At 62.2% G+C, this 14,770-nt stretch carries 9 protein-coding genes; 1 reads left to right on the top strand and 8 read right to left on the bottom strand.

All coding sequences use genetic code 11. The features are described 5' to 3' along the window. Positions 1 to 174: 174 nt before the first annotated feature. The 6 genes from ACILSQ_RS12410 to ACILSQ_RS12435 form a co-directional block, all read right to left on the bottom strand. Positions 175 to 2,367, bottom strand: a complete 2,193-nt coding sequence (locus ACILSQ_RS12410) for a DUF1549 domain-containing protein (RefSeq protein WP_395743951.1) — start codon at positions 2,365 to 2,367, stop codon at positions 175 to 177. A 347-nt stretch (positions 2,368 to 2,714) separates the two neighbouring features. After that, on the bottom strand, positions 2,715 to 4,067 hold the full coding sequence (locus ACILSQ_RS12415) for a sulfatase (RefSeq protein ID WP_395743952.1): 1,353 nt from the start codon (positions 4,065 to 4,067) through the stop codon (positions 2,715 to 2,717). A gap of 803 nt (positions 4,068 to 4,870) precedes the next feature. Next, positions 4,871 to 6,685 (bottom strand): M3 family oligoendopeptidase, encoded by a 1,815-nt coding sequence (locus ACILSQ_RS12420; RefSeq protein WP_395743953.1) that lies wholly within the window; start codon positions 6,683 to 6,685, stop codon positions 4,871 to 4,873. 137 nt (positions 6,686 to 6,822) lie between these two features. Next, positions 6,823 to 7,491: a transposase gene (locus ACILSQ_RS12425; RefSeq protein WP_395743954.1), complete on the bottom strand. Its 669-nt coding sequence runs from the start codon at positions 7,489 to 7,491 to the stop codon at positions 6,823 to 6,825. Between the two features lie 138 nt (positions 7,492 to 7,629). Further along, entirely contained in the window at positions 7,630 to 8,661 is a 1,032-nt protein-coding gene (locus tag ACILSQ_RS12430) for a PfkB family carbohydrate kinase (protein WP_395743955.1), read from the bottom strand. After that, positions 8,658 to 9,317: a bifunctional 4-hydroxy-2-oxoglutarate aldolase/2-dehydro-3-deoxy-phosphogluconate aldolase gene (locus ACILSQ_RS12435; protein ID WP_395743956.1), complete on the bottom strand. Its 660-nt coding sequence runs from the start codon at positions 9,315 to 9,317 to the stop codon at positions 8,658 to 8,660. The genes ACILSQ_RS12430 and ACILSQ_RS12435 overlap by 4 nt, the downstream gene beginning before the upstream one ends. Before the next feature lie 100 nt (positions 9,318 to 9,417). Here ACILSQ_RS12435 and ACILSQ_RS12440 point away from each other — a divergent pair, with 100 nt between their 5' ends. After that, the gene (locus tag ACILSQ_RS12440; protein ID WP_395743957.1) at positions 9,418 to 10,722 is read left to right on the top strand and encodes an ATP-dependent 6-phosphofructokinase; all 1,305 of its coding nucleotides are present in this window, start codon (positions 9,418 to 9,420) and stop codon (positions 10,720 to 10,722) included. Between the two features lie 200 nt (positions 10,723 to 10,922). Here ACILSQ_RS12440 and ACILSQ_RS12445 read toward each other — a convergent pair whose 3' ends face one another. Both ACILSQ_RS12445 and ACILSQ_RS12450 read right to left on the bottom strand, forming a co-directional pair. Next, positions 10,923 to 12,068, bottom strand: a complete 1,146-nt coding sequence (locus ACILSQ_RS12445; RefSeq protein WP_395743958.1) for a sialidase family protein — start codon at positions 12,066 to 12,068, stop codon at positions 10,923 to 10,925. A 200-nt stretch (positions 12,069 to 12,268) separates the two neighbouring features. Further along, complete coding sequence (locus ACILSQ_RS12450; protein WP_395743959.1) at positions 12,269 to 14,617, bottom strand: sialidase family protein; 2,349 nt, start codon at positions 14,615 to 14,617, stop codon at positions 12,269 to 12,271. Positions 14,618 to 14,770 lie beyond the last annotated feature (153 nt).

Consider the following 14,770-nt stretch of genomic DNA (forward strand, 5'->3'; position numbering starts at 1 on the left):
ATCGGAAGGACTGTGTTGAGGCAGATTAACCGCAGGAGGCGCTGGGTAGTGCGTCCGGAACCTGCTTCCCACTTTGCCAAGGCTACGAGGGACACGGAAAGCAGGTACTACAATGCCTATGCTGCGGAGCGGGTGGTGATGGCGGAGTGCTGCGGACTGAAGTCCGCGCTCCAATTAGCGGACGAAGATGAACTGCTGGGTGTTGATGAGGGCGAAGATGAGGTCTTCGATGGTGAGGCCGGATTGGGAGGCCTGGGACCAGGCGGCTTTTTCGGCGGTTGTGGGGGCGCGGGAGAGGAGGGTCTGATAGACGATGGTGAGCTGGTCGTCGGGGTATTTGGCGGCGGCGAGATTGATGCGGAGCTGGGTGTGGGGTTTGAGGATGCTTTCAAACAGCTCGCTGTTCATGAGGACGAGGGCCTGAGGCATGCTGGCGTCGGAGTTGGCGTTGTCGATGAGGTCGCGATCGCTCTGGCCAAATTCGCGGAGGTAGTGACCGCGTGGAGCGGGGGACTCGAGATCAGCGGCGCGGGGCCAGTCTTTGACCTGGGAGCGGCGGGCTTTGAGGTAGGCGTCTGCGTCGGTGATGTGGAGGCGTTTGGCTTCGTCACGGAAGATGACCTCGCGCGCCTGCTCGGCGGCCTTTTCTTCGCGTGGGATGGCCTGGTCGATGTCGTAGCCGGGGATGTCGATGTAGGCGCGGTTCTGGCCGGGTTTTTTGAGTTCTTCGAGCGTGGGTGGCTTCACCGGAATGGGAGGTGGTGCGGGCTTGCCGGTTTTTTGAGTGTAGAGGCGGGCGACGGCGGGGACGACGACGTAGTCGTGGATGCCGGTGCGGGCGACGAACTCGAGGGAGCGGATCTCGAGATTGAGCTTGTCGAGCAGGGGCTTGTCCTTGGCTTTTTGTGCGGCGGTGTATTGATCGCGCAATACTTTGGAGCGGGCGGCGATGCGCTCGTAGCCGTCGGAGGCTTTGGCGGCGCCGTCGAAGATTTCCTGGGAGGTGAGGAGATCGAGGGCATCGCTGAGCTTGCCGCGATAGACGATTTTCTGCGCCATCTCGCTGTCGATGCCGTGGCGGCGTGGGAGATCGGGCGTGGGCTGGATGAGGGTGACGAAGGAGTCGTAGATCTGCTCGGCGCTCATGCGGCGCAGGAGCGGGCCGGTGAAGTGGCAGACTTCGCCGGGGAAGAGCTCGGTGCGGGTGGCTTCGTTTTGATAGGCCTGGGTATTGAAGAGGGTGCGCAGGTAGGACTTCACGTCGTACCGGTTTTCGCGCATGAGCTGCTCGAGGTGTTTCATGAGCGCGGGATTGGAGGCGACGGTGCTGTCGAGGATTTCATCGACGGGCTCGATGAGGCCTGCGCCGAAGACTTTTTTCCAGAGGCGGTTGGCGATGACGAGGGTGAAGCGCGGATTTTCGGGAGAGGTCATCCATTCGGCGAAGGCTTTGGTGGTTTCGCCGGTGGGCTCGCACTTCACGGATTTGCCGAGCATGGTCAGTGGATAGATGACGTCCTTGGGTTTGGCGTCGGGATACTGATAATCGTGGGGCAGCTTGAGGAGGCGGGTGGGGAGGGCCTGGACTTTGCTGTAGCGGACGAAGTCGCCGAGGTTTTCAAAGACGCGGCCCATGTTGCGAGTGGAGGCTTCGAGCTCGGGCTTTTTGCGGGCCTGCACCATGAGTTCAAACGCGCCTTTTTGCTGGGAGATGCCGGTGAAGTTTGTTTCCAGCGGGTAGGTGAAGGCGGCCATCTGGTAGAACTGCATCTGCGTCCATTTGTCGAAGGGGTGGTTGTGGCACTGGGCACATTCGATGCGAGTGCCGAGGAAGACGCGGGTGGTGTTGGCGAGATTGTCCAAGGGCATGCCGATGTCGCGCATGTAGTAGCCGATGGCGGGGTTGTTCCAGACTTTGCCCTGCGCGGTGAGGAGCTCGCGCACGAAGGCGTCGTAGGGCATGTTTTCGCGGATGCGCTGTTTGACGTGCTCGAGGTAGGGCTTGGAGGTCATGTCCCCCTGACCGCTGTTTGCGCGGGTCTGCACGCGGAGGAGGTCGGCCCAGAAGTGGAACATGCGCTGCGAGTAGCCTTCGCTGGCGAGGAGGTGGTCGATGAGCCTGGCGCGTTTGTCTTTGTCGGTGCTGGTGAGGAAGGCTTGGGCTTCTTGAAGGGTGGGGATGCGGCCGATGATGTCGAGGTAGAGGCGGCGGACGAGGGTTTCGTCGCTGGCGGAGGGATTGGCGGTGAGGTGGTGCTGCTGCCAGTCTTGGGCGAGGAGGGCATCGATCTGGCGCGAGGCGTCGGTGGCGTTCGCGGTGAGGGCAAAGGCGAGGGTGAGGAAGAGCGTGCGCGTGAGGGAGTTCATGGCGGGCAAAGAGGTTCCACGGTTGAGAGCGTTCATTGGTGAAAATGCCATCGCGGCGGGGTGTGGCGGGAGTTTGTGCAGACGCTGCTGGTGAACTTGGGGTGGGGCGGAGTGCTGGGTTTGCTTCCCAGTCGCGGTGGACAAAACCCAGGGCGGCGCTCGCCTAGGCTCGCTTGCCCTGGGCTACGTTACGCCGCCCCTTTGGGGCTAGAAGTGTACAAAGGAAGCATGGGTGACAGTGTGATGGCTTGAAGATGACTGCGAAAGTACGTCAAGCCTCACAGACGCGGGCTGAAAAAAATTTCCGCTCCACCGTAAGTCATGCACGAGTGACAGTCATACGCCGATCACTCCTTTTCGTTGCCGGCTTCGGGGTTGTTGATGGTGGGGAGGTGTTTGGCGAGGTCGGCTTTGGTGCCGGCGTATTGGGGATCTTTGGCGAGGTTGGTCCACTCGTAGGGGTCGGTGGACTCGTTGTAGAGTTCTTCGTCGCCATTGGCGTAATGGATGTAGCGCCAGCCTTCGGTGCGGACGGCGTGGTTGTTGCGACCGAAGGTGGTGATGGCTGGGGTGTCCCAGGCGGAGGTGGCGTCGGCGAGGAGGGACTTGATGCTTTTGCCTTCCAGGTGCGCGGGGCTTGGCAGGCCGCAGATGTCGGTGAGAGTGGGGAAGACGGAGGTGAAATCGACGGTGCGCTCGCAGATGCTGTCGGGCTTGGTCAGACCGGGGACGACCCAGATGAGCGGGGCACGGGTGGCCTCCTCCCACAGGGCGAATTTGCGCCAGTGGTCTTTTTCGCCGAGGTGCCAGCCGTGGTCGCCCCAGAAGACGATGGCGGTATTCGCTTTGTGCGGGCTTTTGTCATAGGCCTCCATGAGACGGCCGATGAGCATGTCGGTGTAACTGGCGGCGGCGAGGTAGCCCTGGATGGCTTCTTTCCAGCGGCCGCTTTTGACCATCTCGGCGTGGTCGCCGTCGGGCTTGGCCATTTTGATGCCTGCAGGAGGGACGTCGGCGAGGTCGTCTTTTTTGTATGGAGGCAGCTCGATCTTGTCGAGAGGGTGCATGTCGTAGTACTTCTGAGGGACATTCCAGGGCATGTGGGGCTTGTGAATGCCGCAGGCGAGGAAGAAGGGTTTTTCTTGTGCTTTGCCGAGCTGGTCGATGCAGTAGTTGACGATGTGCCAGTCGTTGAGGTCTTCGTCCTTGCAGTCGAGCGGGGCGAACTTGATGCCGCCGACGCCATCGCTCTGGCCTTTGGGGACTTTGGGCATGCCGCCTTCGTTTTTCAGATAGTCGTCCCAGTCTTCGAGGCGGCGGTAGCTTTCGTGGTAGATCTTGCCTGCGCCGCAGACGAAATAACCGCCCTGGCGGAAGGCGTGGGTGAGGGTCTGCGCCTCGGGGATGACGGGGCGCCAGTCTTCGTTGTTGTCATAAACGCCGGTCTTGCCGGGGCGCATGCCGCTCATGAGGGCGGCACGTGAGGGATTGCACACGGGCGCGGCGCAGTAGCTGTGGGTGAAGCGGACGCCGCGGGCGGCGAGCTTGTCGATGTTTGGAGTGATGGACTGCTTGTTGCGGCCGAGGTAGCCGACCCAGTGGTTGAGATCATCGATGGCGATGAAGAGGACGTTTGGCTTGTCGGCGGCGGGGGCCGTGGTCGTGACGGCGAGCAGCAGGAGGGCGAAGAGGAGGCGCATGGTGGCGGCGGAAACGCGGGCGGGGCGCGGGTCTTGCGGGGATAGCGCGCGGAGGGGGAAGAGGTAGAAAGATTAGGGGTAGAAAAATTTCAGAGTCTGAGCGAGGTGTGAGCTGAAATTTTTAACCACTAATCGCACACTAATAGGACACTAATGGCCTTGGAGGACACTAATGGCCTTGGAGGACACTAATGGCCTTGGGTTATTGGGGAGTGTGGAAGGAGGCGGGGGAAAAGCTCTCAACAACCCGGCATGTCAGGAACTGCTTTGCAGCAGGCGCTGGGTGATACGTCCCGGAACCTGCTTCCCTCTTCGCCAAGGCTACGAGGGACACGGAAAGCAGGTACTACAATACTTATGCTCCGGAGCTTCTGGTGATACAGAGTGCTCGCGGCGGGTGTGTGGCGGGATGACGGGGAGACGCTGCTGGAGGACACGGCGTGTTAAGAAAGCGCTGGATTTGCTTCCCGATCAACCTGCCCAAACCCAGGGCGGCGCTCGCTTAGGCTCGCTTGCCCTGGGCTATATTACGTCGCCCTTTCAGGGCTGGTGCATGGCGGGGTGGTCTCGACAAAAAGAGAATGCCACAGTTCAAGACGCGATCTCAAGCGGAGAGCAGGGCTTACGAATGAAAGGGGCAGCGAAGGCGAAGGCTCGTTCGAAAGGACAAAAAGGACATAAACGACCGAAAGGACACAGCGCGCCGCGACAGCCAGATATTTGAGCACTGCACACGCGAAAGCTCCCTGGGCAGAGAGCTTTCGACGGCTGAAGCATCGAGCTGCTTTCAATGGATCGTGGTCTTATTTTGCGGCTACGGCTTCGTAGGCCTTCAAAGTTGGCTCGATGGCTTTGAGGGCGGTGGCCCAGAAGGCGGGCTGGGTGATGTCTTCGCCGAGGCTTTGTTTGACGACTTCTTCGCATGTGGCGCTGCCGGTCATGGAGAGGAAGGATTCGTAGCGGGGGAGGAAGGAGGGGCCTTCGGCTTTGAAGCGGGCGAAGAGGGCCTGGCTGAGGAGGTAGCCGAAGACGTAGGGGAAATTGTAGAAGGAGATGCCGCTGATGAAGAAGTGCATCTTGGAGGCCCAGAACATGGGATCGGTGCCGTCTTCGAGGAGGGTGTCGCCGTAGAGCTGGCGCTGGGCTTCACACATGAGTTCGCTGAGGCGGCTGACGCTGACCTCGCCGCTGGCGCGCTCGGTGTAGAAGGCTTTTTCGAACTCGTAGCGCATGGGGATATTGATGAGGTAGGCGTGTGCGCGGAGCATCTCCTGATCGAGGAGGTAGGCCTTGGTGGCTTCGGTGATGGCGGGGTCGCTCATGAGGCCATTGAGGAGGATCATTTCGCCGAAGTTTGAAGCGGTTTCGGCGAGGGTCATGGGGTAGTTGGCCGCGAAGGAGCGGGCAGGACGCAGAACGCAGGAGTGCCAGGCGTGGCCGACTTCATGGGCGAGTGTGACCATGTCGTGCACGGTGCGGTGGAAGGTCATGTAGACGCGCTCTTCGTGCTTGAGCTGCGAGCCAGTGCAGAAGGCGCCGGGGCGTTTGCCGGCGCGGGGCTGGGCTTCGATCCAGCGCTGGGCGAGCATCTCGCGGAAGTATTCGCCGAGTTTTGGATAGGCGGCGCTGAAGGCCTGATCGACGGTGGCGCAGGCTTCGTCCCAGGTGAGTTCTTTTTCAGCGGGCGCGGCGATCTGCGGGGCTTCGAGATCGAAGTAGTGGAGAGCGGAGGTACCCTGGAGTTTGGCGGCTTTGCGCAGGGCGCGACGTGGGAGATCGATGTGGGTGTGGATGGCCTCGAGCATGGCGTCGAGGGATTTGCGGCTCATGGCGCCATCGAACAGCGGAGTGTCGAGGAAGTGCGGGAGGCCGCGGCGGCCGTAGAGGCTGAGGCGAGTGCCGGCGATGCCGTTCAATCCGGCGGCGAGGGTGACGGCGTGGTCGTTGAAGGGTTTCTGGCCGTCGATGAAGGAGGCTTCGCGCAGCTTGCGGTCGGGCTCGGACATGAGGGCGCGGCGGCGGGACATGGGGACGATCTCTTTGTGACCGTCGGGGAAGGTCATCTCGAATTCCATCTTGCCGGTGAGGGTGTCGTAAAGGCGGCCCCAGGCGTGGAGGCCGTTGACATTGAGATCGGCGGCGAGGGCTTCCATTTCCGACTTCATCTGGTGCTGGCCTTCGTGGCGCATGCGCTTCACGGCGTGCCCGGCGTTTTTTAGCGAAGGGTCGGCGAGGAGGACGTCGAAGGAGTCATCGGTGAGGGCGGCCAAAGCTGAACGCAGCGAGGCCATGAGCTTGGTGCTTTCGGCTTCGAGGGTGGAGATCCAGGCTTCGTCGGCTTTGACGGCTTCGTCGTTCGCGTCATCGGCGGAGAGGCAGCCGAGGTAGGCGGAGAGGTGGCCGAGGCGGTCGCTGAGGGATTCGAGGGCGTTGATAACCCGGGCGATTTCGATGGTGTCGCTTTTCAGGGCTGCGGCCTGGGTTTTGAGGGACTCGACATCGCTGACCAGGGCGGCTTTGAAGGTGGTGTAGTCGGGGCTGCCGAAGGCGGTGAACCAGGATTCCAGGGACCAGCGGTCGGAGGTGGTGGGGGGAGTGGCGGTTGCGGGGTTGGACATGGGGATGTGTTACGAGGGAGTGGGTGGGGCGCAAGTACAGTAGCCATCTTGCTCCGCAAGATGAGCTGTGCGCTAGCGCGAGGGAGGGGGAGCTTTCGGGAGTTTGAAGGCTTCGTATGCTGGCGGGAGCGCTGGGCTCATCTCGGCGGAGCGAGATGAGTACTGTACGGATTCCAGATTCGCGCTTGTTCGGGGCGGAGACGAGCTTTGGCGGGGTTTTGGGCGATGTAGTCGCAGAGGCGGTGGAACTGGTGTTCGTGGCGTACGAGGTGGTCGAAGGAGTCCTGCTGCCAGAAGCGGCCCTGGGTGCGGAGGTAACGGTTGATTTCGCGGCTGGTGAAGTGTTTCCAGGAGTCGCACTGGGCCAGCATGTCCTCTTTGCTGGGAAAGGTGGCGAGGAGGTGGAGGTGATTGGGCATGATGACGAAGCGGAGCATGTCGTAGCGGTCGCCATGGAAATGCAGGAGGCTGTTTTGCACCTTGTCTGCAATCTCGGGTCTGCTCAGAACACAGGCACCGTGGCAGGCGTCGAGTTCGTCATGCCAGCGGGTGGTGAAGTGGTCGTGGAATTCGAGCATCTGTTCCGGTGGCAGAGCCTGCACTCGGGTCTTCCAACCTTTCTGAGTGGGATCGATGCCGTGCGCCATGAGCCACCGGTTCCTTTCTGCGCGCCAGCGCTCCACTACGTCCTTGGGCATCGAGTCCTGAGTGCGCCAGGTGATGAAGACGACCGATCCATCCTGGGCCCAGTGGGGGAGTTTGCGCTGGGTGACGAGCAACTCGTCAGTGGGATCGAAGAAGCGCATGGCGGGTTTGTGTACAGTGGCAATCTTGCTCCGCAAGATAAGCTGGGGGGGCTGACGCAGCGGCGAATGGTTTGGAGAATTTGAAGGCTTTAGGTGGTGGAGGGGGCGCTGGGCTCATCTCGCGGAGCGAGATGGCTACTATCGGCTGACTCGGCCGCCGCCATCGCCTTGCATGAGGGCTTCGATTTCGGCGCGGGTGCTGTAGTTGTAGTCTCCCTCAATGGAATGGGCGAGGCAGCCGGCGGCGGTGGCGAAGGAGATGGCGGTGGGAAGCGGGGAGTTTTGAAGGAAGGAGAAGATGAGAGCGGCGGTGAAAGCATCGCCGGCACCGAGGCGGTCGATGATGTGGGTGATGGTGTGGCGAGGGGCGGTGTGGAGGGTGCTTGTGGTGGCTTCGTAAAGGGCGCCGCTGAAGCATTGGGCGGCGGAGGTGCTGCCATCGCGGAGGGTGAAGGCGGCGTGGGTGAGATTGGGGAACTGGGCGACGATTTGTTTTGCGAGAGAGTGGAGATCGCCGGTGTGATCGATGCCGAGCATGGCGGTGGCGTCGCTGATGCCGCCGACGAAGATGGTCACGTAGGGGAGGAGCGACCGCATGGTGCGGGTGGCGAGATCGCGCGCGGTGAGGGGCGGATCCCAGTGCCAGAGCTTGGTGCGGTAGTTCATGTCGCACACGACTTTGATTTTGCGGCGTGCGGCTTCCTGCAGAGCGATGAGCGCGAGGTCCGCGGCGTTGCGGGAGATGGCGGGAGTGATGCCGGAGATGACGAACCACTCGCAGCCGGTGAAGATGGTTTCCCAGTCGTAGGCGGACGCGGGGGTGATGGCGATGGAGGAGCCTTCGCGGTCGTAGATGACATTGCCGCCGCGCTGATTGGCGCCGTGCTCGAGGAAGTAGGTGCCGAGGCGGCCCGTGGAGGTGCGGAGGATGTGTTTTGTCTCGACACCGAGGCTGCGGAGATCGGCGATGCAGGCCTCCGCGATGGCATGATCTGGCAGGGCGGTGACGAAGGCGGCATCGATGCCGAGAAAGGCGAGCGAGGCGGCGATGCTGGCCTCGGCACCCGCAAAGCTGGCGTGCAAAGCGCCCGGCATGGCCTGCTGGAATCGTGCGAAGCCGGGTGTGGCGAGGCGGAGCATGATCTCGCCGAGGGTGACGACGCGGCTCATGGGCGGACCTGCTTGACGATGTCCGTGGCCTCGCGTGCGAGGGAGGTGATGAGGTCCCAGCCGCCTTTGGCGATGATCTCCTTTGGCGCGAGCCAGGAGCCGCCGAGGGCGAGTACGGAGGGCTCGCGGAGGTAGTGCGCGGCATTGCCCGCGCCGACGCCGCCGAGCGGGATGAACTCGACGCCGAGATGGGCAAAGGGGGCGGAGATGGCACGCAGGTAGGCGAGGCCGCCGGAGTGCTCCGAGGGGAAGAACTTCAGCACGCGGCAGCCGGCCTCGATGGCGAGCTCGATGTCGGTGGGGGTGCAGACGCCGGGAGCGAAGGGCAGGCCGATGCGCATGGCCTCGGCGACGACGCGGGAATTCATGCCGGGGGCGACGCCGAAGCTGGCGCCATTGTCCTTGGCATCATTCACCTGCTGCGGAGTGAGGATGGTGCCGACGCCGATGGTCATCTCGGGGACTTCATCGCGAATGCTGCGCAGGCACTGCAGCGCGGCGAAGGTGCGGAGGGTGAGCTCGATGGTGTTCACTCCGCCGGCGAGCAGCGCGCGGGCGAGAGGCGCGGCATCCTCGACGCGGTCGATCATCAGCACGGCGATGACACCGGTCTGGTGGAGCTGGAGGCGGAGCTTTTCGGGAAAGGCGGTGTTCATGGCTGGAAGCAGGCGGGGACCCGGCCTTTTGCAACTGGGTTGTGCATGTCTGAGGCAGGAGAATGGCACTTCTCCTGCTCTACCAGTCTTCCGCCCAGCCATGACCCCTGCCCCTTCCGACACGAGCATTCCGACGCTCGGCCCCTGCCTGATCCATTCGCCCCTGCACCGCATTGGCGGAGTGGATGCGCCCTTTAAAGTGGATGCGGTGGACCGCATTTTGTACCACAGCCATCTGCTGGAAGACGGGCGGGATGTGGCGAGTCCGAGCTATGAGGAGGCGGGGCCGCGTGAGATGATTTATTTTGACCCGCCGAAGACGACGGTGGGGATCGTGACCTGTGGCGGACTTTGCCCAGGGCTGAATGATATTATTCGTGGCATCGTGCATCGGTGCCATCATCAGTATGGGGTGGCGAGGGTGTATGGATTTCGCTACGGGTATGAGGGGCTGGTGCAGCGCTTTGGCCACACGCCGCTGCTGCTGAAGCCCAGCTCCGTGGATCAGGGGCATCACTTTGGCGGGACGATGCTGGGCAGCTCGCGTGGGAAGCAGGACATCGGCGAGATGGTGGACACGCTGGAGGACATGAAGGTGGACATTCTCTTTGTGATCGGCGGGGATGGGACGCTGCGGGGTGCGGCGGAGATCACGAAAGAAATTGAGAGGCGCGGACTGAAGAAGGCGGTGGTGGGGATTCCGAAGACGATCGACAATGACATCCGCTATCTGGACAAGAGCTTTGGGTTTGAGACGGCCTTTGATGCGGCGGTGCAGGCGGTGAAGTGCGCGTATGTGGAGGCGACCGGTGCGGTGAACGGCGTGGGGCTGGTGAAGCTGATGGGGCGTGATTCGGGATTCATCGCCTGCTATGCGGCGCTGGCGGGGAGCAATGTGGACTTTGTGCTGATTCCGGAAGTGCACTTTGAGCTGAATGGTGAAGGCGGACTGCTGGAATTTCTGCGGCAGCGGCTGATGAAGCGTGGCAGCGCGGTGATCGTGGTGGCGGAGGGCGCGGGGCAGCACCTGATGCACACCAGCGATGAGACAGATGCGAGCGGGAACAAGAGGTATGGGGACATCGGGCCGTTTTTGAAGGACCGCATCAATGCGTTTTTCAAGGAGCGGAAGACGGAGGTGAACTTGAAGTACATCGATCCGAGCTACATCGTGCGGAGTGTGCCGGCGAATGCGCAGGACAATGTGTACTGCTCACGCCTGGCGCAGAACGCGGTGCATGCGGCGATGGCGGGGAAGACGAACATGCTGGTGGGACGCTGGCATGGATCGTTTGTGCATCTGCCGCTGGAGCTGGTGATTCATGGACGGCGCAAGGTGGACCCAACGCAGGAGCTGTGGCACAGCGTGCTGGAGTGTACGGGGCAGCCGATGGTGATGAAGTGAGGGGGGCATTTCGATCTTTCTCCTCCTCTTACTCTTCCTCCCAGTCGCCCAGAATGAGGGAGGAGGAGTAGGAGTAAGAGGAGGAGGAAGATGAGCGGTGGTGCTGGCTGAAGTGGGGGCGTTGGGTGATTCGGGTTGCGGGCAGGAGTGCCCGCATCACTGATGCTTGAGCGCCGGACTCCTCTCGCGGAGCGAGAGGGCTACTGTACGGGAAGCTTCGCACCGTGATACACAGCGCGGTGGCGGTTGTCGTCGAAGGCGAAGTGGAGCCATTGTTTGTCGGGGGTGACGAAGCCGTCGGGGTAGTTGAGGCGGCCTTTGGGGCCGTCGACGGATTCCTGCTGGAGGATGCGCTGGTAGGGCCAGGTTTTCATGGCGTCGAAGCTGATCCAGAGGGCCATGGGGCTGCGGTGTTTCGGATTCGGATTGTGCAGGATGGCGACGGTGTCGCCGCCGAGGGAGTGGAGGGTGGCTTTGGAGCCGGGGTTGGGTATGTCGGTCTTGCGGGCTGCGGCGGGCCAGGTGCGGCCACCATCGGTGGATTCGGCGTAGTAGAGGACGCCGCCGAGGCGGTCGGCGCGGATGATCATGGCGATGCGGCTGTCTGCGAGTTCGACGATGTTGTTTTCGGCCCAGCCGCTGTAAGCATCGTCGTTGGTGAGGCAGATGTCGCCGTGCTCGGTCCAGGTTTTGCCGGCGTCGCTGCTGACGAGCACGCCGTTGCGAGGGTTGGAGGTGTGGAAGGTCACGCGCTTGAGCCTTTCTTGAGGAACGGGCGTGCCCGCGGGCAGGCCTTGGTAATGCTGGAAGGGGACCAGGATGCGGCCGTCGCGAGTGACGATGTGATTGCGGATGAAGGTGCGGTCGTGCAGGCGGCCTGGTACAGGCTCCGCTTTTTCCCAGGTGCGGCAGGAGTCGGCGCTGCGCACCATCCAGGATTTCCAGCCGCCGAAAGTGCCGTCATGGGTGGAGAAAAAGAGTGTGCAGTTTTGGCCGTGCACCATGAGTTCACTGGGTACCTGGGCGATGGTGTCGCCTTCAGGTTTGAAGCCGAAGTCGAGGCGCTGCATGGAGGACCAGGTTTGGCCCTGGTCTGTGCTGCGGGTGAGGAAGATGCCGTTTTCTGGCTGGGGCTCGGTATCGCCGCCGCCGAGCATGAGCATGACCCAGGAGTGGTCGGGCATTTCGCGCAGGGTGGTGTCGCAGACGAGCTTGTTGGGGGTCTGGCCATCGAAGACGATGGTGTGGTGGTCGTGCTTTGCGTCTTCGGTAGCTTGCTGGGTCCAGTCTGCGGCGGGGAGGGTGCCGTAGATGAGGAGGCAGATGGAGAAGAGGCGGAGGTGCATGATGCAGGGCGTTTTCTAAATTCGTAAAGCCGGGGGGCTGGTGAAAGCGCTGTGCTCCTCTCGCGGAGCGAGAGGGCGACTATACGGAGGGCCGGATTCCGGGAGGAGGAGTATGAGTAAGAGGAGGAGGAAGATTTGGCGGCTCGTCCGCGCTATGATTTTGGGCGGGCGCTGGGTTCATCTTGGGGGGAGCGAGAGGGCTACTGTGCGGAGGGCTGCTGTGGGGGGAGCTTGGCGCTGTAGTGGACGGCGCGGTGGCGGTTGTCGTCGAAGGCGAAGTGGAGCCACTGGCCGTCTTTGCTGACGAAGCCGTCGGGGTAGTTCATGCGGCCTTTGGGGCCATCGACGGATTCCTGCTGGAGGACGCGCTGGTAAGGCCAGGTCTTCATGCCGTCAAAGCTGATCCACAGGGCCATGGGGCTGCGGTGTTTGCTGTTGGGGTTGTGCAGGATGGCGACGCGATCTCCGCCGAGATTGTAGAGGGTGGTTTTGCTGCCGGGATTGGGGATCTGGGTGATGCTGGCGAACTCGGGCCAGGTTTTACCGCCGTCTTTGCTTTCGGCTTTGTAGAGCATGCCGCCGAGGCCATCGCCACGGATGACCATGGTGATGCGGCCATCGGGGTGTTCGAAGAGGTCGTTCTCGGCCCAGCCGAAGTAGCGGCTATTCGGCGTGAGGCGGATGTTGCCATGCTCGCTCCAGGTTTTGCCGCCGTCACTGCTAATGAGGACGCCGTTGCGGGGATTGGTGAAGTCGCGATCCAGCGGGGCGCGGTTCTGCTGGTCGTCGGGGCCGATGTAGTGCTGGAAGGGGGCCATGATGCGGCCGTCTTTGCAGACGATGTGCTTGCGAATGAAGGTGCGCTCTTTGAGGCGGCCGGGGACTTCGATGGGTTTGCTCCAGGTCTTGAAGGAATCATCGCTGGTGAGATACCAGGAGCGCCAGTCGTTGGCCCAATGCTTCGAATGCGTGGAGAAGAAGAGGGTGCTGCGCTGGCCGAGGATCATGAGCTCGGTGGGGCCCTGGCCGATGGTTTTGCCTTCGCGGGGGAAGCCGACATTGAAGGGCTCGAGCGGGGTCCAGGTTTTGCCGAGGTCGTGGCTGCGGGTGACGCCGGTGTAGTTGAGGGGGCTAGGTTCGGTATCGCCACCGGCGAGGATGAAGAGGATCCAGGAGCCGTCGGGAAGCTCGCGCAGGGTGGTATCACATACCATTTTATTGGGGGTCACACCATCGTAGGGGATGCTTTTGAAGTCTTGCTTGGCGTCTTCAAGAGCCTGCGCGGCCCATTTGGGGTCTGGGGTGATGGATTTTGGGAGCTTGGGGGCGAGGGCTTTGTTGACGAGGTCTTTGCCGACTTTGGCGCGGCGTTTGATCTCCTCGGGGTCCATGGTGAGCTTGCCGATTTCGGCCTGTTTCTGCATGTCCTCTTCGGTGAATTTGACGTGGAGGATTTCGGCGTCGGTGTGGCGGTTCCAATCATAGAGGATGTGGATGTCGCCGTTCGGAGCCTGGAAGCCATCGGGGTAGGAGACTTCGGCGCGATCGTCGATGAGGTAGCCTTTGCCCCAGGTTTTGCCATCGTCATCGGAGAGGAAGGCTTTCATGTTTGAGCGACGTGGGAGGCGGACATTGATGGGGCCGTTTTTGACGAGGAGGAGTTTGCCGGAAGAGAGGCGGCGGATGAAGAAGCGGGCGCTGGGGTTTTGGATGGTGGAGGGCTGCGGCTCGGTCCAGGTGGCGCCTTTGTCGGCGGAGGTGCTTTCGCTGATGCCGTCCTTGGTGCGGGCGAGCATCCAAAGGCTGCCGTCCTTGCGCTCGACGATCATGTGCTCGTCGAAGTCGGTGCGTGGGAAGGCGACGCCGCCGCGGCGGGTCCAGGTTTTGCCCTGGTCGGTGGAGGCGAAGACGTTGGCCATGCGGATGACGTCGAGGTCTTTGTGAGCTTCTTTGTCCACGCCGGGGCCGTGCATGCGGTCGCGTGTCCAGAGGGAGACGGGGAGGAGCCAGTCGCCATTGGAGAGGACGGTGGGCTTGTTGAGGGTGCAACCGTCGGCGAAACGGACGGGCGCGGTCCATTTGGGCTCGGCGGCATCGGGGTCATCACAGCGGATGAACCAGTCGCCGCAGCGGCCGTCGAAGTAGCCGAGGCTTTGATCGAAGAAGCACCAGAGGCGGCCGAGGGGATCGGTCCAGAGATTGCCGACAAGGGCGCGGCGCTCGTATTTCACGCCATTGAGTTCGCCGTCCTGGGGATCGATGACGACGCGGGGCTTGGACCAGGATTTGCCGTCGTCGTCGCTGGTGGCGAGCATGAAGAAGCCGTTGGGTGAGTCGCCATTGCCGACCCATGCGGCCCAGAGGCGGCCTTTGGGCGTGCGGTCGATGCCGATGATCATGTTGCCGGGGCGCTTCTCGGCGTCGTACTCGGGGCCGGGTTGAGTGTTGATGACGGGGGACTCAAGCGCGAGATCCAGCAAGGCTTTGTCCTGGGCGGTGGCTTGCAGGGCGAGCAGGGAAAGAAGCAGGAGCGTGAGCGTGTGTTTCATGGTTGGATGCGGGAGAAGAACGCCGGTGGAGAGAGGGTTCACGGGGCGGAAGGGGAAATCCGGGTGTTATGTTAACACCATCCCCAGCATGAGGTGCGGTATTTCAATGGCGACGCGGTGCCGTCGCGGTATCGGAATACCGCGCTACATTCA

Origin of the sequence: Prosthecobacter sp., from assembly GCF_044227185.1 — a bacterium.
Taxonomy (GTDB): Bacteria; Verrucomicrobiota; Verrucomicrobiia; order Verrucomicrobiales; family Verrucomicrobiaceae; genus Prosthecobacter.